Source organism: Anaerococcus sp. Marseille-Q5996 (assembly GCF_946893725.1).
GTDB classification, from domain to species: Bacteria; Bacillota; Clostridia; order Tissierellales; family Peptoniphilaceae; genus Anaerococcus; species Anaerococcus martiniensis.
Map to the genome: position 1 here is coordinate 242,066 of NZ_CAMPPE010000002.1, position 24,560 is coordinate 266,625.

The window sequence follows — 24,560 nt, forward strand, 5'->3', positions numbered from 1 at the left end:
TAAATATGGCAACAGATTTTGATTTAGAATTTGAAAAACTCAAGGAAGTAATCCTAGAAAATAATCCAAACGCTGATTTGGAATTAATAAAAAAAGCATATTATTTTGGGGAACTCAATCATAGAGGGCAAAAAAGAAACTCTGGTGAAGATTACTTCATCCACCCAATAGCAGTAGCAAAAACCATTTCAAATATGAAACTTGATGATCAAACTATTTGTGCTGGACTTATGCATGATGTTTTGGAAGATACATCCATAACATATGAAGAAATGGAAGAAGAATTTGGTCAAGAAATAACTTTTCTTGTAGATGGGGTTACCAAGCTTAAAAATTTAAATTATAGTTCTAGAGAGGAAAAACAAGCTGAAAACATCAGAAAAATGGTTATGGCCATGTCCAATGATGTTAGGGTAGTTTTGATAAAACTTGCTGATAGACTTCACAACATGCGTACTTTGGAATATAAGACCCGCGAAAAACAAGTTCAAACAGCAACAGAAACTCTAGAAATCTACGTTCCATTAGCACACAGACTTGGAATATATTCTGTAAAATGGGAATTAGAAGACTTATGCTTTAGATACCAGGAGCCGGAAAGATACTATGAGCTAGCCGAAATGGTTTCACAAAAAAGACGTGAAAGAGAAGCCTATATCAATGAAATAATTGAAAACTTAACATCAGAACTAGAGGATAGCAAAATTAATTTTGAAATCAGTGGTCGACCTAAGTCTCTATATTCAATATATAAAAAAATGAAGAGAAATGATATTGAATTTGAGGAGATATACGATTTGACCGCTGTTAGAGTCTTGGTAGATACAATAGCAGAATGCTATGAAGTATTAGGAAAAGTACACTCCTTATGGAGACCTATTCCAAATAGGATAAAGGACTATATTGGTCAGCCAAAACCAAATGGATATAGGTCACTTCATACTACAGTTTTTGGAGAAGATTCTAGGCCTTTTGAGGTACAAATTCGTACCCGTCAAATGCATAAAGAATGTGAGTATGGGGTAGCTGCCCACTGGAGATATAAGGAAAATAATTCAAAGGGATCTGATTTTGATGATGCAATGGAGTTTTTGCGACGTATTATGGAATGGCAAAATGAAGGCGGGGCAGACTCAGATAGCAAAGAGTTTATGGAAACTCTAAAAACAGACTTCTTCTCAAGGGAAATTTATGTTTATTCTCCAGCCGGGGAAATATATTCTCTTCCATTAGGCTCTTGTGCAATAGATTTTGCTTATAAAGTGCACACAGAAGTTGGAAATAAGTGTATAGGAGCAAAGGTAAATGGCTCAATAGTACCAATAACTCAAAAATTAAAAACAGGTGATGTTATTGAAATACTTACTAGTAAAAATTCAGCAGGACCAAGCAAAGATTGGTTAAATATAGTAAAAAGTAATCAAGCAAAAACTAAGATTAAACAATTCTTTAAGAAAAATGGTAAAGAAGAAAATATCGAAATTGGTAAAACTCAGATTATCCGAGATATTAAAAAACATAGGGAAGGTTATAAGTCTCTTCTAAAAGACGAATGGGTTGATGAAATTGCAAATGAGTTAGGATTTCCTACCCAAGATGAGATGTATGCGGCCGTAGGTTACGGTAGAATTACTAGTGAGCAAATTATTCAAAAGCTCATAAAAAAAGAGAAAGAATTAGAAGAAAAGCAACAAGCTATAAGCACTCCAGTCGAGATAAAAAATGAGGATAAAAAACCAGTAGCTTCCAAAGGAGAAGTTAGGGTTAGTGACTTTGACGATGATATAGAAGTAAAATTTGCAAAATGCTGCACACCAGTTCCTGGCGATCCAATTATTGGATTTATCACAAAAGGAAATGGAATTTCAGTTCATACCAAAACTTGCCCAAATATTATAAATAGTCACGCTCCAGAAAGACTGATCGATGTTTACTGGCAAAATGAAGCAACTGATAAATTCCCTGTAAAAATACAACTAATAGCAGCAAATTCACCGTCTGTAATTTATGATATTACAAAGATGATTTCTACAGTTAATGTAAATATAGCTGGAATGAATGCAAGACTTAGTGAAGGCGAAGAGGGAATAATTGATTTAACAGTTGAAGTTAAGAGTTTGGAACAGTTAGATGATGTTATGGCGAAATTAAAATCGCTAAATACAGTTTATAGCGTATATAGGGTTAATAATTAATGAGAGCAGTAATACAACAAGTAAAAAATGCAAATGTAAAAGTAGATAACGAAGAAATTTCAAAAATTGATAAGGGTTTTTTGGTTTTCCTAGGCGTAAAAGATACTGATACTATGGATGATCTTGCCTACGTAAAGAAAAAAATTGAAAAACTTAGAATTTTTGAAGATAAAGATGGGAAAATGAATTTATCAATAAGCGATGTAGGGGGAAAAATACTCCTAGTTTCACAATTTACTCTATTTGGAGATGTGAGAAAAGGAAACAGACCATCCTTCATAGAGGCAGCTAGGCCAGAAAAAGCTAATGAATTCTATGAAATAATGAAAAATGAGCTTATAGCAGATGGTTTTGAAGTAGAAACTGGTAAGTTTCAAACCCATATGGAAGTTGGTCTTGTAAATGATGGTCCTACAACAATTCTTATTGACAGTGAAAGGATTCTATAAATGGAAATTATGAGATTTCCCCTTGGACCTGTTCTAACAAATTTATATGTCGTTAGTGAAAATGGACATGGATTTATAGTAGATGCAGTAATAAAAAATGATTTGGTTACAAAATATATAAAAGATAATAACATTATAATTGATTCTATATTACAGACTCATACTCACTTTGATCATGTTTTAGGTTTAGAATATTATAAAAATTTATATAATGTAGATGTATTTGCATCTAGTGAATCCAGAGATATTGCAAATGACAAATATTACAATCTGGCATATGACTATGATGATTTAAATGTGCCTATAGATAATTTTTTAACCGACAATGAAATATTTACAGATTTTAAAATAAAGGCTTTAAAAACTCCTGGACATAGCCTAGACTCAATAAGTTATTTAATTGGTGATTATTTATTTTCAGGGGATACCTTATTTAGGGGAAACATTGGAAGGACAGATTTTCCAGGCGGAGATTATGAAACTTTGATTGACTCCATAAATGAAAAATATAGGGTATTAAATCAAAACATAGTAGTTTACCCAGGACACGGTGAGCAAACAAGTTTGGATTATGAATTTAATAATAATCCATTCTTAATATAAGGAGAGTATATGGAATTTAAAAGAAGCCATATGTGTGGCGAATTAAGAAGTGAAAATATAGGTCAAGAAGTAGTCCTTATGGGCTGGGTAGCCAAAAAAAGAAATTTAGGTTCTCTAGTATTTTTCGATTTAAGAGATAAAACTGGTATTACTCAAATAGTAGTTCGTGAAGAAGATAAAGAAAATCACGACCTAGCCAGCCACTTAGGTCAAGAATATGTAGTTGAGGTAAAAGGGTCAGTAAGGGAGAGAGAATCCAAAAACCCAGATATGCCGACAGGTGATATAGAAATTGTAGCAGAAAAAATCAATATCCTAGATAAGGCAAATACCCCACCTATATACATAAAAGACGATGATGATGTAGCTGAAAATCTAAAATTAAAATATAGGTACCTTGATATGAGAAAGGCTTCTGTTCAAAAAAATCTAAAGCTTAGATCTGATATTGTGCGTACTATAAGAGAGTATATGTATGAAAATGACTTTACAGAAGTAGAAACTCCATTTTTAACAAAACCGACTCCAGAAGGAGCAAGGGACTATCTTGTACCATCTAGAATTAACCAAGGTGAATTCTATGCCCTTCCTCAATCACCACAACTTCTAAAACAAATTTTAATGATTGGTTCATTAGATAGATATTTCCAAGTAGTAAAATGCTTTAGAGATGAGGATTTAAGGGCTAACCGCCAACCAGAGTTTACTCAACTAGATATGGAATTATCTTTTGCTAGCCAAGATGATGTAATTGCGGTAAATGAAGGACTTATCAAAGAATTATTTGATAAATATACAAACTATGAGTTAACACTTCCTATTCCAAGAATGGATTATAGTGAAGCTATGGAGTCATATGGGTCTGATAAACCGGACTTAAGATTTGGTTACAAAATTCAAAATATTTCTGAAATCTGGAAAGATAGCGATTTTAAAGTATTTGCTAACAATACATCTGCAGGCAAATCAGTAAGAGCAATTAACTTTAAAAATCTAGCAGATAAATATTCTAGAAAACAATTAGACAAATTAACAGACTTCGTTAAACACTATGGTCTAGGTGGGCTTTCTTATATTAAATACAGCGAAGAAGTAAATTCATCAATTAGTAAATTCTTATCAGATGATATTCTAAATAATATGGTAGAAAAATTAGAAATTGAAGATAATGACCTAATTTTAATTGCAGCTGATAAAGATAAAAAAGTTTTAGAAGGTCTAGGGGCTTTAAGAAACAAAGTTGCTAAAGACAATGATCTATATGAAAAAGAATATGCCCTAACCTGGGTAGTAAACTTCCCTATGTTTGAGTATAACGAAGAGGAAGATAGATACGTTTCCCAACACCATCCTTTTACTATGCCAAATGAAGATGATATTGAACTTTTAAAAACACATCCAGAAAAGGTTAGAACACAAGCTTATGATATTGTAATAAATGGTGATGAAATGGGTGGGGGATCAGTTAGAATAAATAACTCAGACCTACAAAAAGAAATTTTTGAAGCCCTAAACTTAAGTGAGGAAGATATCCAAAATAAATTTGGTTTCTTTATTGAAGCCTTATCATATGGTACACCACCACATGCAGGGCTTGCTTATGGTCTAGATAGATTATTAATGCTATTTGCTAAAACAGATAATATTAAAGATGTAATAGCCTTCCCAAAAACTCAATCTGCAACATGTCCACTTACTGAAGCACCTACAATTGTCGATGATAAAGCCTTAGATGAGCTTGGAATCAGTGTAAGGAGTGATATAAATGACAATGATGATTAAGCAAGGAACAGTCCTAGAAAATAATAAGGGAAAATTATTAATAAGTGTAACTCGTAATGAAGCCTGCGGCTCTTGTCAAGCCAAAGGTACCTGCGGGCAAAAAGAAGAAACTATAATAGAAGTTTATTCCACAGATAACATTGATAAGGGAGATAAGGTTATATTAGAATCACATTCTTCTGATATTACAAAATACTCAATATATGTTTATTTATTACCAGTTTTTATGATGGTTGTTGGGGCCCTATTACCAAACATTTTTCTTAAAAATACTGGATATGACATAAATTTACTTACTCTTATATCAGTTGTTATATTTTTTGCCATATCATTTATGATTATTAAAGGAATTGATAAAAACCTTTCTAATAATAATGTGATGAAAGTGAGGAAAATCTAATGGATTATTCATTAATCAAAGAATTTGATATTGATTTATACCAAGCCTTAGAAAAAGAAGTTCACAGACAAGAAGATAATATAGAGCTTATTGCTTCAGAAAACTATGTTAAACCATATATATTAGAAGCAGCAGGAAGTGTTTTAACTAATAAATATGCTGAAGGTTATCCAGAAAAAAGATATTATGGTGGATGTGAAAATATAGATACTATCGAGCAAATTGCTATCGATCGAGCAAAAGAATTATTCAATTGCGATCATGCAAATGTTCAACCACATTCAGGATCAAACGCAAACTTTGCAGCTTATTCTGCTCTTATAAAGCCAGGCAATAAAGTTTTGGCTATGAATCTTACAGAAGGTGGTCACTTGACACATGGTTCTAAAGTGAATTTTTCTGGTAAAATTTATGATTTCTATCATTATGGTGTTGATAACCAAACCGGTAGAATTAATTATGAAGAAGTACTAGAAAAAGCACGTCAAATACGACCACAGCTAATAGTTTGTGGTGCAAGTGCTTATCCTCGCGAAATCGATTTTAGCAAATTTAGAGAAATAGCTGATGAGGTTGGCGCAATTTTAATGGCTGATATCGCACATATTGCAGGACTAATAGTGGCTGGTGAACATCCAGATCCATTTCCATATTGTGATGTAGTCACATCTACAACTCATAAAACTTTAAGAGGGCCTAGGTCAGGCATCATTCTCTGTAAAGAAGAATTTGCAAAAGCTATTGACAAATCAGTTTTTCCAGGATCACAAGGTGGACCTTTAGAGCACATCATTTTAGCAAAAGCTTTAGGATTTAAACAAAATTTAGATCCATCATGGAAAGAATATGCTAAAAATATAAAATTAAATGCAAAGGCTATGGAAGAAGCTTTAAGAGATTATGGTTTCAAAATGATTTCAGATGGTACAGACAACCATTTAATATTAATTGACCTTACAAATAAAAACATTACAGGTGCTGAAGCCCAAGACTTGCTGGATCAAGTAAACATCACTACAAATAAAAATACAATACCAAATGAGCAATTATCACCACAAGTTACGAGTGGTCTAAGAATCGGTACTGCTGCAATCACATCCAGAGGTATGGGTGTAAATGAATCTAGAAAAATAATCGAACTTATTTCAAGAACTATTGATAAAAGTGAAGATTTAGAACAAATTAAAAGGGAAGTTTTAGACCTAACAAACAAATTTCCCGTATATGGTAATTAATTATGCCAATGCCAATAGTAACTTTAGTCGGAAGAACTAATGTAGGAAAATCAACATTATTTAATAGACTTGTCGGTAAGAAAAAATCGATAACAGAAGACATTAGTGGTGTTACCCGTGATAGAATAGTCGATAAAGTAGAGTGGCAAGGCGATGAATTCATGCTAGTAGACACTGGTGGTCTTGATATTTCTAATAAGGAAATGATGAATCAAGAAATTAAATCCCAAGTCGAAAAAGCCTTACTAGAAACAAATTTAATTCTTTTTGTAGTAGACGGTAAAGAGGGTTTAAGTCCACATGATGCAGAAATAGCAGATGTAATACGCCGCTATCACAAAAAAGTAATAATTGTTGCAAACAAAGTTGACAGCCACAAAACCCCAGATCATATATATGATTTCTACTCTTTGGGTTTTGATGATTTAGCAATTATATCTGCTGAACAAAGCAAGGGGCTGGGTGATCTACTAGATAAAGTTGTAGAAAATATAGATTTTGAAGCTTTTGAGCAAATAGAAGATGAAACAAGAATTGCAATAATAGGTAAACCTAATGCTGGTAAGTCTTCATTAGTAAATCTCCTCCTAGAAGATGAGAGAATGATTGTTACTGATGTTGCTGGTACTACACGTGATGCAGTGGATTCTTACTGGACCTACAATGATAAGAATTATGTTTTAATTGATACAGCAGGACTTCGTAGAAAATCAAAAGTAAAAGAAAATATAGAATATTATGCAAACCAACGTACATTTGATGCTGTAGATAGTGCGGAAATAGTTTTATTTTTAATAGATGCAACAGTTGGAGTTACAGAACAAGATACCAAAATCGCTGGCTATGCCCATAACCAAAGAAAAGCTATAATAATAGCAGTAAATAAGTGGGATATAGTTGAAAAAGATACCAATACCATGAAAAACATGGAAGCAGATATTAGAAATAAATTAGGATTTGCTTTATATGCACCAATAGTGTTTATATCAGTACTCAAAAATCAAAGAATTGATACACTTTTAGATATGATTGAAATAGTGGATAATAACTATCATACTAGAATATCTACTGGAGTTTTAAATAATATTTTACAAGATGCAATCATGCTAAACCAACCTCCTCAAGATAAGGGTAAGAGACTAAAAATATATTATATGTCTCAAGTTGGAACAGCGCCTCCTAAATTTATGCTTTCAATAAATGATAGAGAAATAATGCACTTTTCATATATGAGATATTTAGAAAATCAGATTAGAAAAAACTATAATCTGATTGGAGTTCCATTTAGCTTTGTTTTAAAAGAAAGAGGTTCAGATAAATGATATTTGTCGTTGCCGTTATTTCTTATATACTTGGGTCTATTCCAAATGCCTATCTAATTGGAAAATATTTTTTTAATATGGATATTAGAAACTTAGGTTCTGGTAATGTTGGTAGCACAAATGCTTTAAGAAATTTTGGGAGAAAGGCTGGTATAGCAACACTTATTTGTGATGCATTAAAAGGCTTTATCGCAGTACTTATTGCTGACAAATTGAATGTAGAACATGCAGTAGCAGTAAGTCTAGTTTTTGTTGTGCTAGGACATATGTACAGTGTATTCTTAAATTTCAAAAGTGGAAAAGGAGTAGCTACATCCTTTGGAGCCTTACTTTATATAGATATTAAATTTGTTTTAATATTAGTAGGAATATTTATCCTTGTCGTGCTATTTAGTAGGATGGTTTCCTTAGGTTCTATATTAGCAGCTATAAGTGCAATTTTTATAGGATATTTTTACTTTGGTCTTTCTGATATTTTTTATGCTGTACTTATAATATGTGCACTGATCGTTTATAAACATAGGGCTAACATTAACAGAATAATAAATCATGAGGAGTCTAAAATATTTTAATTATGGAAATCTCAATTTTAGGAGCAGGATCCTGGTCAACAGCTATAGCATATTTATTATCTGAAAAATACGATGTTTTGATGTATGCTAGAAATCCTGAAGATACAGAATTTATTAATAACAATCATAAAAATAGAAAATATTTAAAAGATTTTGACTTGCCAAAAAATATTAAAGCAACTAGCGATATTCAACTACTTTTTAAGAATAGATTCATAGTAAATGGTATTCCAACTCAAAGTACTAGATCTGTTATAAAAGAATTTAAGACGTATTTTAATAAAGAAAATGTCTATGTAAATCTCTCAAAGGGACTAGAACTGGAAAGTCATAATAGGATTTCAGAGATTTTTTACCAAGAACTGGGAAAAGATAATTCTTATGCTATTTTAAGTGGTCCATCACACGCAGAAGAGGTTATTAAAAAAATGCCAACAGCTATTGTTTGTGCTAGTAATGATTTAAAACTTGCAAAAGAAATTCAAGAAATATTCAATAGTGATTGGTTTAGGGTTTATACTTCAGAAGATCTTTTGGGTGTAGAGTTAGGCGGAGCTATAAAAAATACTTTAGCATTTGGAATTGGAATCCTAGATGGTTTAGGCTATGGAGATAATACCAAGGCTGCAGTTATCACACGTGGAATAAACGAAATGAATAGACTGCTTGAAAAATTTAATGCTGATCCAAAAACTTTAAATGGCCTAGCTGGAGTAGGTGATTTGATAGTAACAGCAACCAGTATAAATTCGAGAAATTATAGGACTGGACTTCTAATTGGTCAAGGCAAAAATATGCAAGATGCTATAAATGAAGTAAATATGGTTGTAGAAGGAATTCCAACAACTAAAGCATTAAATCAACTGGCTAATCAATATAATTTAGATTTACCAATCACCAAAGAAATATACAAAATTTTATACGAAAATAAAGATCCAAATGATTCTGTAGCATCACTTATGGGTAGAACTTTAAAGAGCGAATTCTAATTTTATAATTTAAATTTTTCTAATTTTAAGTTATAATAGAACTAAATATATATAGTAAAGGGAATATTATGTTTGAAAAGTTTAAAGATTTTATTGGCATTGACGACAATTATGATGATTACGATGACGAACAGCTTTATTACAATGATGATGAAGTAGAAAGCAAATCATCTTCTAGAGAAGCGTATACAAATTTATTAGATGATGACACACTAGAAAAAAATGATTCTGTAACTTACGAAAGTGGATATAGCAAATCAAATTCATCATATGCTTTTGATTCTAGTAGCTATGATACAGATTCTTATTCTAATAGTAGTTCATCGGATAGTTATAAAAGATCATCAAAAAGAGGAGATAATATAGTTAGCATGACAGAAAATAATTTTACAAACAAATCATCAATGAGAATTTCAATTCAAGAGCCTCTTGATTATGAAACAGATGCTCCAAGTGTTATAAATGATATACTTGATAAAAAAGTTGTTGTTTTAAATCTAGAAATGGTTGATGCTGATATGAGACAAAGAATATTTGATTTTGTATCAGGAGCAGTATATGCCTTAGATGGTACAGTTGAGAGAGTAACAAAGGGTATTTTTGTTATCAGTCCAAAGGGTGTACAAGTTGACAGCACTGTAACTGATCAAATATCAGATGGAAACTATAATCAATTATAAGTTCATAATTTAAATAAATTTATATGAGTTTGGATTATAACTTAGATTTTATAAATGATAAGAGTAAAAAATCCTCAATAAAAAAAGCTATAGCTATATTGGAAAGAGCGTATTATAAAAATATGGAAGAGTATAGCTTTTTTTTGGACCCTTTTGAGCAAGAAGTTATAGAATCTATTGCAAATAAAAACAAAATAGATATAAAATTTATAGGCGGTAATGATTTGGCAGAGCGCAAAATATTTATCGCCAATTTCTTTTATGAGCCAATTATAGAATCAAATTATATAAACATTTTAAAATTTGACCACGATGGCTTAAGTCACCCTGATGTTCTAGGTTCACTAATGAGCCTAAATTTGGACCGTGAATCGATAGGAGACATTGTAACTGAAAATAACCATTGTGAATTTGCTATATTAAAAGATGAAGCAAGTTTTGTAAAATATAATTTAAGTAAAATAAAAAGACAAAGTATAAATATAGAATTTAAAGAAAATAATACTTTGGATATAAAATTGGATGATTTCACCAATCATAGCGGTTTTGTTTCATCATTAAGGTTAGATAATCTAATATCTGAGTTTATAAATACATCTAGAACTAAGGCTAAGGACTTAGTAAAGGCAAAGCTTGTAAAAGTTAACTACGAAATAATTGATGATCCAAGTAAAATCATAAATGAAAATTCTATGATATCCATTAGAAGAGAAGGTAGATTTATATTTGATGAAGTTACAGGAACTAGTAAAAAAGGCAATTCTCACATTACATATAGGAAGTTAAAATGACAGCATATATAGTATTTATAATTTTAGGTTTAATCTTAGATAGATTAAGCAAATCTTACGCAATAAACAATTTTATAGAAAATCCTTATCAAGGTAAGCTATTAAATTTTACATACCTTGAAAATAGGGGTGCAGCATTTGGTATTCTCCAAGATAGTAGGTTATTTTTTATAATATTAACACTAGTAATAGTTGCGGTTTTAGTATATTATTTCGAAAAAAATTACAAAAAAAACCATAAAATTTTAAATATTGCTCTTGCAATGATTATATCTGGAGCTATTGGTAATTTTTATGATAGATTATTCCAAGGGTATGTTGTAGACTTTATAGAATTTGCTTTTGTAAAATTCCCGGTTTTTAATATAGCTGATATATTTGTCACTCTTGGCAGTTTTTTAATGATTATTTACCTAATATTTTTTGAAGAAAGCGAAAATATATGACAGTAAATATTGGAAATGAATGGGATATAATTTTAGCAGATCAATGGGATAAGGTGTATTATCAAAATCTTAGAAAAAAATTGATTGGAGAATATAAGAACCACACAGTTTATCCTGATATGTATGACATTTTTAATTCACTAAAATCAGTAGCCTATCGAGATGTTAAGGTAGTAATTTTAGGACAAGATCCCTATCATGGTCCTGGTCAAGCACACGGTTATGCTTTTTCAGTGCAAAAAGGTGTGAAAACTCCACCATCTTTGGTAAATATCTATAAGGAAATGCATGAAGACATCAAAACCTACATTCCAAACAATGGAAATTTAGAAAAATGGGCTAAGCAGGGAGTATTGCTATTAAATACATCCCTAACAGTAAGAGCTCATCAGGCAAATTCCCATCAAAAAATTGGATGGGAAATACTTACTGATCATATTATAAAAAAATTAAATGAGAGAGAAAAGCCAATAGTATTTATCTTATGGGGCAGGAATGCCCAATCAAAAGAAAAGTTTATTACAAATCCAAATCATTTGATATTAAAGTCTACCCATCCATCTCCATTATCTGCTCATAGGGGATTTTTTGGATCTAAGCCATTTTCAAAAACAAATAACTTTTTAAAATCTATAGGTCAAGAACCCATAGACTGGCAGATTGAGAATCTATAAATGATTCTCAATTATTTTTTTGCTTAGATTTAAAATATTTTTATAGTTATAAAGGTAATTCTCTCTAATAATTAGTAAATTTGGGTCAACGGTCATTAGACTTTCATTTTCTAAGTTAAAAGTATTTAAAGTAACAAAACCGGTATTTTTTTCATCAAATCTCCCATATAAAATCCGAATATTAATTTCTATAGTATTAGAACTTGTCCTTAATTCGTAATTAATAGACGAAAAATAAGATTCAGTTAACGTTCTTGTAGATTCTAAGATTATTTGACAAATATCGTTATTTATGCAAACTGATTTTAAGTTAATAATGTATCCATCTAGATTAGTAGAAAGTTCCCTAGTGAAATAATCATTTATGTTAGCTAGCTTTTCAGTAGCAATCAGGTCATTCTCATTATGAATCATAATTGGCCTTGGTTTATCCCTTTTTTTAATGTCTTCTGTAAGTTTGCTAATAACCTTGTATCTACTAGGATCATTTCTAAAAATGCCTATATGTTTTTCCATATCCATTAATCTCATAGATTCGAAGGTAAAATATTTTCTATGGGAAGAAATAGTTTTATATATATCCTTAGTAGCTGGAAATATTGGTTCCAAACCATATTTATCCAATCTGATATTTAAAAATGGAATATCAAATTTATCACCATTGTAAGTTATAATTGTTTTATCCGCAGTCATTTTTAAATAGATTTTAAGAAGTCTTACTTCTTCAAAATTATCTTCAGCAAAATACTGAATAATATAGGATTTTTCGCCTTCAAAAACTATAAATCCGAGTAAGACGAGATTATCACGTAATGGATCAAGACCTGTGGTTTCAATATCTAAGATTATTTCATCTTTATTTAAATTTTCTGGAAAATATCTTTTTTTATAAGTAATCATATTACTATTATACTTTATTTGCCATCTTAAATTTAACCAATATAATGTTATAATTAGGTTATAAGTTATTAATAATATGTAAGTTTTATGAGGTTTATATGATATATTTAGACAATGCAGCAACAACAAAAATTTATAAAAATGCTCAGCAAGCTCGTGCTTTCGCAGAGGATAAAGCATTTGCAAATTCATCATCAATTCATAGTTTTGGACTAAAATCTAGTAATCTTTTAAGAGAATCTAGAGAAATTATTTCTAGCGTAATAGGATCAAATCCAGATGAAATATATTTTACAAAGGGTGCAACCGAAGCAAATAATATTGTAATTTCATCATTAAGTGGAGAAAATAATATTGCAATAACTTCTTCAATTGAACATTCATCAGTTTATGACAGTTTTAAAAAAAATATTTTTAAAGAAGTTATTTTCCTAAAAAATGATCAATATGGGTTTATTGACATAAAAGATTTGGAAGATAAATTGCAAAATGATGTTAAATTAGTTTCAATTATTTATGCTAACAATGAAACAGGAACTATTCAAGACATCGGAAAAATAAGCGATATTGTAAAATCATTTGATAAAAATATCTTAATTCATATAGATGCTACACAAGCATTGGGAAAAATTTTATGTGATGTAAATGAGCTTAAAGTTGATTTAATGAGTTTTTCTGCACACAAATTTCACGGACCAAAGGGAGTTGGAGGGCTTTACGTTAGGAAAGAAATCCTTCAAAAAATAAAACCTGTACTACATGGAGGACACCAACAAGTTGTATCCAGCGGTACTGATAATCATCCTGCTATTTATGCAATGGCAACTGCATTAAAAGAACAAATTGATGCTGATGAGTTTAATTATGTCGACGATTTAAATAAATACATGAGAAAACTAATCGATAAAAATATAAGTGATTATATATTTAACACTCCAGATGAAAATTATTCTCCTTATATATTAAGTGTAGGATTTGCAAATATAAAATCAGAAGTCCTACTTCATATGCTTGAGGATAATGATATATATGTATCTAGCGGATCAGCTTGTTCAAAAGGAAATAATAATAGGATTTTAGAAGCCTTAGATGTAGATGATAAATATAGCGATGGAGTTATTAGATTTTCTTTTGCGGGAGAAAATACAAAAGAAGAACTAGAAGATACTGTCAAAATTTTAAAAGAATCAATTGATGAAATAAGAAGGGTTATGTAATGGAATCACTTTTAGCAATTAGCTTTGGAGAACTTTTTTTAAAAGGATCCAATAGAAAATATTTTTTTGATAATGCACGCAAACATATTCTAGCAAATATTAAAAATATAGGTTATGAAGATACCTATGTAGAAAGTGCTAAGCTTTATATCAAAGCTGACGAAAATAAGTTTGATGCTTTGGTAAAGGAAATAGAAAAAGTATTTGGTATTGCTTATATAGATGAAGTTTATAAAGTAAATAAAAATATTGATGATATTTTTCAAGCGGCAAAGTATACCATAAATAAAGATTATAAAGATAAAAATTATACTTTTAAAGTTGAAACTACTAGAGTTGATAAATCTTTTGAATATGATTCACCTAAACTTAATGCACATCTAGGAGACTTGCTTTTAGACGAATATAAAAATTTATCAGTTGATATTCATAATCCAGACTTTAAAGTATATGTTGATATAAAAAATAATGCTTATGTCTATACAAAAAGACACAAGGGCCTAGGAGGATTACCTATAGGAAGTAGCGGTGAAGGTTTACTATTACTTTCCGGTGGTATAGATTCACCTGTGGCAGGATTTATGATGGCAAAACGTGGAATGATGGTTAATGCCGTTCATTTTCACTCTTATCCTTTTACTTCTAAACAAGCCCACCAAAAAGCAGAAGACTTAGCTAGACTAATGTCGCAATATACAGGTCCTCTTAAAGTTTTTTCAATAAATCTAGCAAATATTTATAAGGAAATAGCAACAAATTGTGATAGACGCGAAACAACTATTTTGTCTAGAAGATTTATGATGAGAATATCGAATAAGCTTGCAGATAAATATGGATTTAAGGCATTTATAACAGGAGAATCACTAGGTCAAGTAGCATCCCAAACGCTGGAATCTATTTCTGTTATTGAAGAGTCAGCCAATTATCCAATATTACGCCCATTAATCGGTCTAGATAAACAAGATATAATTAATACTGCTATTGATATTGGAACTTATGATAAGTCCATAGAGCCATATGATGATTGTTGTTCTATCTTTGCTCCAGATAAGCCAGTTACAAAACCAAAACTCAAATATATCGAAAGATCAGAAGAAAATCTCAATATTGAAAGATTAGTAGATGAGGCACTAGAGACAATAGAAATTATAGAAATATAAGTTTTTATTTGACAAATAGTTACTAAGATAGTATCATTTAATGGTAAACCGCTCAGTGTGGGTACTGATCACCTAAGCTGGCGAGAATCTAAGAACAAGGAGGAGCCCATGTACGCAATTATCAAAACAGGTGGCAAACAATATAAAGTATCAGAAGGGGACTTAGTAAGAGTTGAAAAACTTCCTTACGAAGTTGGCGAAACTGTTGAATTTGATGAAGTACTATTAGTTGCTAATGATAGCGATGTAAAAGTTGGAGCACCAACTGTAGAAAACGCTAAAGTTTCTGCAACAGTAGAAGATCAAAACAAAGACAAAAAAATTGTAGTTTTCAAATACAAACCTAAAAAAATGTATAGAAAAAAACAAGGTCACAGACAACCTTATACTTTAGTTAAAATTGATAGCATCTCTGCTAACTAATGATTAAAGTAAATTTAATCTATAACAAAGACATTTTCAAAGGATTTGAAATTACTGGCCATGCAGACTATGATGAACACGGTAAAGATATAGTTTGCGCAGCAGTATCTATGCTAGCTTATACAACTGTAAATTCTCTTGATAGTTACGATTATGAGGTAGAATTTAGTGATGATGAAGAAACTATGAAACTATTAGTAGAAAATCCATCTCACGATTCAGAAGTAATTTTAAATACTTTTAGCACAGGTATTTGGACACTAACACAAAGTTATAGTGACTTTGTAGAAGCTTACAAAACTATAATATAAGGAGATATAAATGATTTTAAATATTAACTTACAAAGATTTTCTAGTAAAAAAGGGGTATCTTCTTCTAAAAACGGTAGAGATTCAGAAAGCAAAAGACTTGGTACAAAAAGAGCTGATGGTCAATTTGTAAATGCTGGAACAATCATCGTTAGACAAAGAGGAACAAAAATTCACCCAGGTAACAATGTTAAAAGAGGTGGAGATGATACTCTATACGCATCATGCGAAGGAATTGTAAAATTTGAAAGAAAAGGACGCGACAGAAAACAAGTTTCTGTTTATCCAAAACAAGATATAGCTTAAAAAATAAAGTCTGCCTTTTCGGCAGACTTTTTTTCATATGAAAGGAAATTTGTATGATAGATTTTGCAAAAATAAGTCTAAAGGCAGGAGATGGCGGCAATGGAGCTGTAGCTTGGAGACGTGAAAAATATGAACCAACTGGTGGGCCTGCAGGTGGTGACGGGGGAGATGGAGGTAGCATAATAATAAAAGCTACTAGAAACCTATCCACTCTTGATGATTTTAAATACAAAACTAAATATAAGGCTGAAAATGGAGAACCAGGTGGAAAATCCAAAAAATTCGGTAAAAAAGGCGAAAATTTAATATTAAAAGTCCCAGTTGGAACCATCTTAAGAGAAGCTGAAACCAATACAATTATAAAAGATTTTAAAATTGACAATGAAGAGTTTGTGATTGCTAAAGGTGGTAAAGGGGGTAGGGGTAATGTTCACTTTAAAAACTCTATTCGTCAAGCACCAAGATTTGCAGAAAACGGAAAAAAAGGTCAAGAAATTGATCTTGTTATGGAATTAAAGGTTCTAGCTGATGTCGGTTTAGTAGGTTTGCCAAATGTTGGTAAATCAACATTAATTTCTGTAATTACATCTGCAAAACCAAAAATTGCAAATTATCATTTTACAACTCTTGATCCAAACCTTGGAGTAGTAAATATTGATAATGAAAGATCATTTATAGTAGCTGATATACCAGGTTTAATTGAAGGAGCTAACGAAGGTCAAGGCTTAGGTCATGATTTCTTAAAACACATAGAAAGATGTAGGGTATTAGTTCATTTGGTAGATATATCAGGGATAGAAGGCCGTAATCCTATTGCAGATTTTAGACTTATAAACGAAGAATTGAAACTATACAACGATAAACTTTCTGAAAAGCCTATGATTGTAGCCTTAAATAAATCTGATCTAGACTTTAATGAAAATGCTTCAAAATTCATAGAGGAATTTAAGGATGAATATCAAATTTTTAAAATTTCTGCAGCAACAACAGATGGAATTAAGAATTTACTAGATGCAACTTACGATTTACTACTAGAATCTGAAGAATCCCAATACGATTTAATAGAAAATATTGATGAAAACTTCCTTGAAGAATATTATAATAAAGAAATTGAATATGACCTTCAATTTGCAAAAGACAATGAAATTTTTGTTGTTTTTGGTAAAAGAATAGATAACCTTCTTGAGAGGGTAAATTTAGAAGACTATGATTCTAGAATGTATTTTGAAAGTAAACTTAGAGAAATGGAAGTTTTTGATAAATTAAAAGAAATGGGAATAGAAGAAGGAGATAGTGTTGCAGTGGGTGACATTGTCTTTGAATATTACGAATAGGAGAAAAAATGCTTACAGGTAAACAACGCGCCATGCTTAAAGCTGAAAGTCATGATTATAAACCGGTAATTAATATTGGAAAATTTTCATTAACTGATGATGTAATCAAAGCGACAGATGAAGCATTGGAAGCACGCGAATTAATTAAAATAAAGATTTTAAATAATAATATGGATGATCCAAAGGATATATTAAGTGAATTGCTTGATAAATTAAATGCAGAATTTGTTAATCATGTGGGTAATATATTTACTATATACAGAAAAAACGATGATAATAAATTTGGACTTTAAAGGATAAAAATGAAAATAGGACTTTACGGCGGAACTTTTGACCCTATTCATGTCGGACATCTGATTGTTATGGAAAACACACTTAATTTTATGGACTTAGATAAAATAATTGTACTTCCAAGCTCCAATCCGCCACATAAGCAAAACAAGAAAAAGACTGACACAAAAATCAGAATTCAGATGGTAGAAGCTGCTATCAAAGACAATGATAAATTAATGTTATCGACATACGAAGCAAATGATAATAGTGTAAAATATACTCATCAAACCTTGGACTATTTTAAGAAAAAATATCCAGAACATGAGTTTTATTACATTATGGGTGAGGATTCATTTATGACTATTGATTCATGGCGAAACTATGAAAAAATCTTAAATGAAAATCTAATTGTTTTTGCTAGAACTTGTATCGATGAGAATAGCGACTTAGTAAAAAAAGTTGAATTAATAAAGAAGGACAATTCTAAAATTTACCTCATTGATAATTTAAATATCAATATTTCATCTACCTTAATACGTAATTTGGTTAAAGATAATAAAAGTATAAAATATCTAGTTACCGACCCTGTTAAAAAAATAATAGAGGAGTACAACTTATATGTTTAATCTTGATTTATGGGAAGACAAATTGTTAAGCGATATCGGTGAAAAAAGATATAAACACTGCATAAGAGTTATGGAAACTGCTCTAGAATTAAATAATAACATCGATATTGATAAAGTTAAAAGTGCTGCAATTTTACATGATTGCGCCAAATACAACGAAGAAAAATACTTAAAATTATATGGGGAAAGTATTGAAAACTATCAATTACAATATAAGGCTGTTTTGCATTCATTTTTAGGAGCAGAAGTTGCAAAAAAAGAGTATAATATAAATGATACTGAAGTATTGGATGCGATTAGATATCACACAACTGCAAAGGCTGATATGTCAGATTTAGAAAAAATAATATATTTAGCTGATGCTATTGAACCAAAAAGAGATTATCCAGGCGTAAATCAATTAAGAAAATTATCAAAAGAAAATCTAAATGAAGCGATAATCTTTTCTTTAAACCACAATATAAATTTTATTATTGAAAAAAATGATTTAATTCATCCACTTACAATTGAAGCAAGAAATTTCTTAATTAAGGAGAAAAATGAATAAATTAGATATTATATTAAAAGTTTTGGATGATAGAAAAGCAGAAGATGTAAATGTCTTAGAACTTAAAGACTCATCAATAGCTGATACTTTTGTTATAGCTACAGGTACATCTGTTATCCAAACCAAGGCTTTGGCTGACTATATAGAAGAAAAACTAGAAGAAAATGGTTTTACACTTTTATCTAAAGAAGGACTTAGAGAAGGCGAATGGATTCTGATGGATGCAGATGATATCATAATCCATATTTTCACTCAACGACAAAGAGAATTTTACGGTATAGATGATTTATGGGAAGAGTAATCTTTTTATAAATCTTTTGGTATCACAGTAATGGAAAGTAAGAATAAAGATAAAATTATAATAGGTTTAATTATTGCCCTTGCAGTAGTTTTAGGGAATAATTTTGTAAATGATAAATCTCCTGATTTACTTGATAATAAGGTTTCTTTACTAGAAAGTGAAGATGATTTTAATATTGAAAGTATTGATGAAAATAAAGCCCAACAAAGTGAGGATATAAAAGTACATATAAGTGGCCAAATAAATAGAGAAGGCGTCTATGAGGTAAAAGAAGGAGACAGACTTGACGATTTGATAAAGCAAGCTGGTGGTCTAAGTCCAGATGCAGATAGTAATTCTCTAAATTTGGCAATGAAACTAGAAGATCAGATGAAAATCTACATACCTAATAAAAATGAAATTTTAAATGAAAATTCTACAAATACTGATCAATTAGTTTCAAAGCCGGATTCTATATCTGAAAATGGGAAAATAAATATAAATACAGCTAGCAAAGAAGAGCTAATGACACTGCCAAACATAGGAGATAAAAGAGCTCAAGCTATAATAGAATATAGAGATACCAAAAAATTTGAAACAATTGAAGAAATAAAAAATGTAACTGGCATTGGCGAAAAATTTTACCAAGCCATGCAAGATTTAATAACAGTATAGGTGGTTAAATGAAATTATCAACTAGAAGTAGGTATGGATTAAGGGCTATTTGTTACCTAGCTGAGCATGAGGAGAAGGGTTATATACCAGTATCTGAAATTGCCGAAAAATTAAGCCTTTCGGAAAATTACCTTGAGCAATTAATTAGAATATTAAAAAACGAACAATTAGTTGAATCCATTAGAGGACCAAAAGGTGGATATAGGTTAACAAGAAATCCAGATAAAATAACAGTTGGAGAAGTTATAAGAGTTTTGGAAGGCAACTGGAATGTTACAGGATGCTATCAAGATGGACATTGCGATGATAAGTGTAATGCTTATTTTGCTTTTTATAAAATAGATGAAGCGATAAATGATACAATTGATTCCATAACTTTAGATGTAATTTTAAATAACAGACTTGAGGTAAATAAATGAAAAATTTAGGAATGAATGATCTTAGAAAAGCATATATTGATTTTTTTGGAGATGAAAAAGGACATACTATATTAAAATCTTTCCCATTAATCCCCCAGGATGATGAATCTTTATTGTTAATAAATGCAGGTATGGCTCCACTAAAACAATATTTTACTGGTGAAAAGAAAATGAAAAATAATAGAGCAACATCTTCACAAAGATGTGTTAGAACCGGTGATATTGAAAGAGTAGGAAAAACTGAACGTCATGGAACATACTTTGAAATGCTTGGGAATTTTTCATTTGGTGATTACTTTAAGAGAGAAGCTATTACTTGGGCTTACGAATTTTTGACAGGTAAACTAGAAATTGCTCAAGAGGATTTGTGGGTCACAGTGTATTATGAGGATGAAGAAGCTTATAATATATGGAAAGATGAAATTGGCATCAACCCTGATAGAATTTTAAAACAAGATAAAGACGAAAATTTCTGGGAGTTAGAGGTAGGTCCATGTGGTCCATGTTCAGAAATTTATGTAGACAGGGGAGCTCATAGAGCTATTGATGAAAATGATAATGCTCCTGGAAATGATAATTCAGATAGATTTCTTGAAGTTTGGAACTTAGTATTTACTCAGTTTAATAGAGATATTGAAGGTAACTATACTCCACTTGCTCATCCAAATATAGATACTGGTATGGGTCTTGAAAGAATTGCTATGATCCTACAGGAAAAAGACAATATTTTTGAAATTGATGTTAACCAAGACATTATTTCTGAAATTGAAAGAGTATCAGGGGTAAAATACAAAGCTGATAATAAATCTGACGTATCTATAAGAGTTATTGCAGACCATGCAAAAGCTATGACATTCTTAGTATCTGATGGTGTCATACCATCTAATGAAAAACGTGGTTATGTTTTAAGAAGACTTATTAGACGTGCATATAGACATGGTAAATTGTTGGGTATTGAAGGCGAATTTTTATCTAAAATAGTTTCTGAAGTTATTGAAGCTTACAAAGTAGAATATGAAGAACTTATATATAACAAAGATAATATAATAAAAGTAATTACTGAAGAAGAGGACAGATTCCAACACACTATTGATTCAGGGCTAGAAAGATTGAATTCATTAATTGATGATATGAAAAGTAATGGTCAAACTGTCCTTGATGGAAGTGAAGCATTTAAACTCTACGATACTTATGGATTCCCACTTGATCTTACCAAAGAAATTTTAAATGAAGAAGATTTTGATTTGGACGAAGCTAAATTTAATGAAGAAATGGAAAATCAAAGAGAATTAGCTCGAAATGCTCGTAAATCTGACTCTGGTTGGTCACTAGATAATATCATTACAGATGGAATTAATCCCACAGAATTTATAGGATATGATATTTTAAGCACTGAAGCTCAAATTACAAAAATATTTGATGAAAGTGAATCTAAACAATCGCTAAATGAAGGTCAAAGTGGTATAGTAGTTTCCGATAAGACTTCATTTTATGCTCAAGGTGGTGGCCAAGTAGCTGATACTGGGTATATTTACAATGATAATACAAAAGTAAAAGTAACTGATGTACAAAAGAAAAATGATGTTTACTTCCATACTGTTGAAGTATTAGAAGGAAAAGTTGAAATTAATCAAACCTATGTCTTTGAAGTAGACAAAGAACGTAGATATGATATAACAAGAAATCACTCAGCAACCCACTTACTTGACCAAGCACTTTGTGATGTATTAGGCGATGGTGTTAAACAAGCAGGCTCCTTAGTAGATGAAAATAAACTAAGATTTGATTTTACTTTTAATGAGTCATTAACTGATGAAGAAAAAAGAAAAATTGAAGATATAGTAAATGAAAAGATTAGAGAACAACTATCAGTTAATAAACAAATTGTTAGTTTCAAAGAATCTCAAGAAATGGGAGCTATAGGATTATTTGAAGATAAATACAAAGATAAAGTAAGAGTAGTTTCTATAGGAGATTATTCGATAGAATTATGTGGTGGGTGCCATGTAAATAATTCATCTGAAGTATTAATCTTTAAAATAGTATCAGAATCATCTGTATCAGCAGGCGTTCGTAGAATTGAAGCTATTACCGGCAAAAAAGTTTATGAGCTACTACAAAATCAGAAACAAGATTTAAATGAAATAGCTGAAAGATTAAATGCAAAACCAAATGCAATTATACAAAAAATAAGCTCATTAAAAGAAGAAATTGAAAATCAAAAAGATGAAATTAAGAGATTAAAATCATCATCTAATAAAGATATTTATAAAGATTTAGAGCAATCTATTGAAAATAAAGATAATTTAAATATATTGATTCATAAATTTGATAATGCATCAATGGATGAGCTACGTGACTATGAAAATAGATTAAAAAATAGTTTTGATAATCTAATACTTGTATTTGCAAGTGTAGTAGATAATAAAATAATTTTTACAGTGACTGTTGATGATAATTTAACTGATAGATATGATGCTGGCAAAATCGTTAGAGAAATTAGCCAAATAGCAGGCGGTAATGGCGGAGGCAAGAAAAATTTTGCTCAAGCTGGAGGAAAAGATATTTCTAAAGTTGACGATGCTTTGAACAAAGCACGTGAAATCATTTAAAGGAGTTATTATGACTGAAAACCATAACTTAAATGAAACAATTGCTTTTAAACCAGAAAGAGAAGATCAAAAAGATATTAGAGAAATCTTAACTACTGTTTATAATTCGCTTGATGAAAAGGGTTATAAACCATCTAGCCAAATCGTAGGATACTTACTATCAGGCGATCCAACATATATTACTGCTCACAATGGAGCTCGTAAACTAATACGTGCTGTTGATCGAGATGAAATATTAGAAGAATTATTAAAAAATTATATCAATGACTAGAATAATGGGTCTTGATGTGGGGGATAAAACAATTGGGGTTGCTTTAAGCGACCCTATGTTTTTGATAGCTAATCCACTAGAAACAATCAAAAGAAAAAAAGCTAGTCTAGATATACAAAGACTTGTAGAAATAATAAATGAAAATGATGTAGAAACAATAGTAGTTGGCCTGCCAAAAAATATGAATAACTCTATTGGACCTCAATCTATGAAAGTTATGAGTTTTGTAGATTTATTGAAAAAACAAACTGATAAAGAAATCATATATCAAGATGAAAGGATGACAACCTTACAGTCAGAACGAGTTTTAATTGATATGGATGTCAGACGAGAAAATAGAAAAGAACATATCGATAAGATAGCTGCCAGCTTCATTCTACAAACATATTTAGACAGGAGAAAGAATGGATAGTATTGTTTTATATGATGAAGATAATAATGAAGTCGAATTTAATATAATAGATACTTTCGGAGTAGATGACAAAAATTTCTGTGCTTTACAACAAAATGATGATGAATTGATAATGATTATGGAAGTCATTAATAACGGAGATGAAGTATTCTTTAAATCAATTGAAAATCAAGAAGAACTAGATGAAATCATTAGTTTGTATGAAGAAATGAAAGAAGAAGATAATGGAAACTAACGAAATTCGCAAAATTTTTGATGATAATAATCAGAAATTTACGAGGCAAAGAGAAATAATTTTTAATGTACTTAAGGATAGCTCACCAAAGCATGTTACACCAGAAGAATTATTTTCAAAGGTGCATGCTGAAAATAAACAGGTAGGGATTGCTACGATTTATAGGACTTTAAATTTATTTGAAGAATTAGGAATTGTAAACAAACAAGAATTTACCGATCAAGCCTACACTTATGAGCTTATAGATCCTATCAATGATCACCATGATCATATGATTTGCACAAATTGTGGCAAAATTATAGAAGATGAATTTTTATCAAAAGAAAAGTTGGCGGATTCATTAAAAGAAAATTATGATTTTGAATTAAAAAATTATTCATTAAGAATTTATGGAATTTGCTCCGATTGCAGAAAATAATAAGG

At 30.5% G+C, this 24,560-nt stretch carries 31 protein-coding genes; 30 read left to right on the forward strand and 1 reads right to left on the reverse strand.

The window, feature by feature from the left end:
- Positions 1–5 precede the first annotated feature (5 nt).
- The 13 genes from OC526_RS03685 to OC526_RS03745 all read left to right on the forward strand — a co-directional run bounded on the left by OC526_RS03685 (position 6) and on the right by OC526_RS03745 (position 12,138).
- On the forward strand, positions 6–2,195 hold the full coding sequence (locus OC526_RS03685; RefSeq protein WP_262122239.1) for a RelA/SpoT family protein: 2,190 nt from the start codon (positions 6–8) through the stop codon (positions 2,193–2,195).
- The gene (dtd, locus tag OC526_RS03690; protein ID WP_262122240.1) at positions 2,195–2,644 is read left to right on the forward strand and encodes a D-aminoacyl-tRNA deacylase; all 450 of its coding nucleotides are present in this window, start codon (positions 2,195–2,197) and stop codon (positions 2,642–2,644) included. The genes OC526_RS03685 and dtd overlap by 1 nt, the downstream gene beginning before the upstream one ends.
- Positions 2,645–3,247, forward strand: coding sequence for an MBL fold metallo-hydrolase (locus OC526_RS03695; protein WP_262122241.1), 603 nt, complete (start codon positions 2,645–2,647; stop codon positions 3,245–3,247). It abuts the gene before it with no gap.
- Positions 3,248–3,256: 9 nt separating this feature from the next.
- The gene (gene aspS, locus OC526_RS03700; RefSeq protein WP_262122242.1) at positions 3,257–5,029 is read left to right on the forward strand and encodes an aspartate--tRNA ligase; all 1,773 of its coding nucleotides are present in this window, start codon (positions 3,257–3,259) and stop codon (positions 5,027–5,029) included.
- Complete coding sequence (locus tag OC526_RS03705; protein WP_262122243.1) at positions 5,013–5,429, forward strand: SoxR reducing system RseC family protein; 417 nt, start codon at positions 5,013–5,015, stop codon at positions 5,427–5,429. Before aspS ends, OC526_RS03705 begins: the two co-directional genes overlap by 17 nt.
- Entirely contained in the window at positions 5,429–6,664 is a 1,236-nt protein-coding gene (gene glyA, locus OC526_RS03710; RefSeq protein WP_262122244.1) for a serine hydroxymethyltransferase, read from the forward strand. The genes OC526_RS03705 and glyA overlap by 1 nt, the downstream gene beginning before the upstream one ends.
- Before the next feature lie 2 nt (positions 6,665–6,666).
- Complete coding sequence (gene der, locus OC526_RS03715) at positions 6,667–7,986, forward strand: ribosome biogenesis GTPase Der (RefSeq protein ID WP_262122245.1); 1,320 nt, start codon at positions 6,667–6,669, stop codon at positions 7,984–7,986.
- Complete coding sequence (plsY, locus tag OC526_RS03720) at positions 7,983–8,558, forward strand: glycerol-3-phosphate 1-O-acyltransferase PlsY (RefSeq protein WP_262122246.1); 576 nt, start codon at positions 7,983–7,985, stop codon at positions 8,556–8,558. The genes der and plsY overlap by 4 nt, the downstream gene beginning before the upstream one ends.
- Positions 8,559–8,560: 2 nt before the next feature.
- Positions 8,561–9,547: an NAD(P)H-dependent glycerol-3-phosphate dehydrogenase gene (locus OC526_RS03725; RefSeq protein ID WP_262122247.1), complete on the forward strand. Its 987-nt coding sequence runs from the start codon at positions 8,561–8,563 to the stop codon at positions 9,545–9,547.
- A 68-nt stretch (positions 9,548–9,615) separates the two neighbouring features.
- Positions 9,616–10,227, forward strand: a complete 612-nt coding sequence (locus tag OC526_RS03730) for a cell division protein SepF (protein WP_262122248.1) — start codon at positions 9,616–9,618, stop codon at positions 10,225–10,227.
- Between the two features lie 122 nt (positions 10,228–10,349).
- Positions 10,350–11,018 carry a YlmH/Sll1252 family protein gene (locus tag OC526_RS03735; protein ID WP_316043767.1) on the forward strand — a complete coding sequence of 223 codons (669 nt, stop codon included), beginning with the start codon at positions 10,350–10,352 and terminating at the stop codon, positions 11,016–11,018.
- Positions 11,015–11,464 (forward strand): signal peptidase II, encoded by a 450-nt coding sequence (lspA, locus tag OC526_RS03740; protein ID WP_262122250.1) that lies wholly within the window; start codon positions 11,015–11,017, stop codon positions 11,462–11,464. Before OC526_RS03735 ends, lspA begins: the two co-directional genes overlap by 4 nt.
- On the forward strand, positions 11,461–12,138 hold the full coding sequence (locus OC526_RS03745) for a uracil-DNA glycosylase (protein ID WP_262122251.1): 678 nt from the start codon (positions 11,461–11,463) through the stop codon (positions 12,136–12,138). Before lspA ends, OC526_RS03745 begins: the two co-directional genes overlap by 4 nt.
- Here OC526_RS03745 and OC526_RS03750 read toward each other — a convergent pair.
- Positions 12,133–13,038: a ribonuclease H-like domain-containing protein gene (locus OC526_RS03750; RefSeq protein ID WP_262122252.1), complete on the reverse strand. Its 906-nt coding sequence runs from the start codon at positions 13,036–13,038 to the stop codon at positions 12,133–12,135. The two genes, OC526_RS03745 and OC526_RS03750, sit on opposite strands and share 6 nt — an antisense overlap.
- 98 nt (positions 13,039–13,136) lie before the next feature.
- Here OC526_RS03750 and OC526_RS03755 point away from each other — a divergent pair, with 98 nt between their 5' ends.
- From OC526_RS03755 to OC526_RS03835, 17 genes are all read left to right on the forward strand, one after another.
- Positions 13,137–14,255 carry a cysteine desulfurase family protein gene (locus OC526_RS03755; RefSeq protein WP_262122253.1) on the forward strand — a complete coding sequence of 373 codons (1,119 nt, stop codon included), beginning with the start codon at positions 13,137–13,139 and terminating at the stop codon, positions 14,253–14,255.
- Positions 14,255–15,415, forward strand: a complete 1,161-nt coding sequence (gene thiI, locus OC526_RS03760) for a tRNA uracil 4-sulfurtransferase ThiI (protein WP_262122254.1) — start codon at positions 14,255–14,257, stop codon at positions 15,413–15,415. Before OC526_RS03755 ends, thiI begins: the two co-directional genes overlap by 1 nt.
- A 108-nt stretch (positions 15,416–15,523) precedes the next feature.
- Positions 15,524–15,838 (forward strand): 50S ribosomal protein L21, encoded by a 315-nt coding sequence (rplU, locus tag OC526_RS03765; RefSeq protein WP_262122255.1) that lies wholly within the window; start codon positions 15,524–15,526, stop codon positions 15,836–15,838.
- Positions 15,838–16,149: a ribosomal-processing cysteine protease Prp gene (locus tag OC526_RS03770; RefSeq protein WP_101540040.1), complete on the forward strand. Its 312-nt coding sequence runs from the start codon at positions 15,838–15,840 to the stop codon at positions 16,147–16,149. Before rplU ends, OC526_RS03770 begins: the two co-directional genes overlap by 1 nt.
- Before the next feature lie 10 nt (positions 16,150–16,159).
- Entirely contained in the window at positions 16,160–16,453 is a 294-nt protein-coding gene (gene rpmA / locus OC526_RS03775; RefSeq protein WP_316043768.1) for a 50S ribosomal protein L27, read from the forward strand.
- 53 nt (positions 16,454–16,506) lie between these two features.
- Positions 16,507–17,787 carry a GTPase ObgE gene (gene obgE, locus OC526_RS03780; RefSeq protein WP_262122256.1) on the forward strand — a complete coding sequence of 427 codons (1,281 nt, stop codon included), beginning with the start codon at positions 16,507–16,509 and terminating at the stop codon, positions 17,785–17,787.
- An 8-nt stretch (positions 17,788–17,795) separates the two neighbouring features.
- Positions 17,796–18,080, forward strand: coding sequence for a ribosome assembly RNA-binding protein YhbY (yhbY, locus tag OC526_RS03785; protein ID WP_262122257.1), 285 nt, complete (start codon positions 17,796–17,798; stop codon positions 18,078–18,080).
- Between the two features lie 9 nt (positions 18,081–18,089).
- On the forward strand, positions 18,090–18,686 hold the full coding sequence (gene nadD / locus OC526_RS03790) for a nicotinate (nicotinamide) nucleotide adenylyltransferase (RefSeq protein ID WP_262122258.1): 597 nt from the start codon (positions 18,090–18,092) through the stop codon (positions 18,684–18,686).
- Positions 18,679–19,233 (forward strand): bis(5'-nucleosyl)-tetraphosphatase (symmetrical) YqeK, encoded by a 555-nt coding sequence (gene yqeK, locus OC526_RS03795; protein ID WP_262122259.1) that lies wholly within the window; start codon positions 18,679–18,681, stop codon positions 19,231–19,233. Before nadD ends, yqeK begins: the two co-directional genes overlap by 8 nt.
- A complete protein-coding gene (gene rsfS / locus OC526_RS03800; protein ID WP_262122260.1) occupies positions 19,226–19,534 on the forward strand; it encodes a ribosome silencing factor in 309 nt (102 codons plus the stop codon). Before yqeK ends, rsfS begins: the two co-directional genes overlap by 8 nt.
- A gap of 30 nt (positions 19,535–19,564) precedes the next feature.
- Positions 19,565–20,188 (forward strand): helix-hairpin-helix domain-containing protein, encoded by a 624-nt coding sequence (locus OC526_RS03805; protein WP_262122261.1) that lies wholly within the window; start codon positions 19,565–19,567, stop codon positions 20,186–20,188.
- An 8-nt stretch (positions 20,189–20,196) separates the two neighbouring features.
- Positions 20,197–20,607: an RrF2 family transcriptional regulator gene (locus OC526_RS03810; protein ID WP_262122262.1), complete on the forward strand. Its 411-nt coding sequence runs from the start codon at positions 20,197–20,199 to the stop codon at positions 20,605–20,607.
- Entirely contained in the window at positions 20,604–23,219 is a 2,616-nt protein-coding gene (gene alaS / locus OC526_RS03815) for an alanine--tRNA ligase (RefSeq protein WP_262122263.1), read from the forward strand. The genes OC526_RS03810 and alaS overlap by 4 nt, the downstream gene beginning before the upstream one ends.
- 10 nt (positions 23,220–23,229) lie before the next feature.
- Positions 23,230–23,490, forward strand: a complete 261-nt coding sequence (locus OC526_RS03820) for an IreB family regulatory phosphoprotein (RefSeq protein ID WP_262122264.1) — start codon at positions 23,230–23,232, stop codon at positions 23,488–23,490.
- Positions 23,483–23,902, forward strand: coding sequence for a Holliday junction resolvase RuvX (ruvX, locus tag OC526_RS03825; RefSeq protein WP_262122265.1), 420 nt, complete (start codon positions 23,483–23,485; stop codon positions 23,900–23,902). The genes OC526_RS03820 and ruvX overlap by 8 nt, the downstream gene beginning before the upstream one ends.
- On the forward strand, positions 23,895–24,137 hold the full coding sequence (locus OC526_RS03830) for a DUF1292 domain-containing protein (RefSeq protein ID WP_262122266.1): 243 nt from the start codon (positions 23,895–23,897) through the stop codon (positions 24,135–24,137). Before ruvX ends, OC526_RS03830 begins: the two co-directional genes overlap by 8 nt.
- Positions 24,127–24,555, forward strand: a complete 429-nt coding sequence (locus OC526_RS03835; RefSeq protein WP_262122267.1) for a Fur family transcriptional regulator — start codon at positions 24,127–24,129, stop codon at positions 24,553–24,555. The genes OC526_RS03830 and OC526_RS03835 overlap by 11 nt, the downstream gene beginning before the upstream one ends.
- The last annotated feature ends 5 nt before the right edge of the window (positions 24,556–24,560 follow it).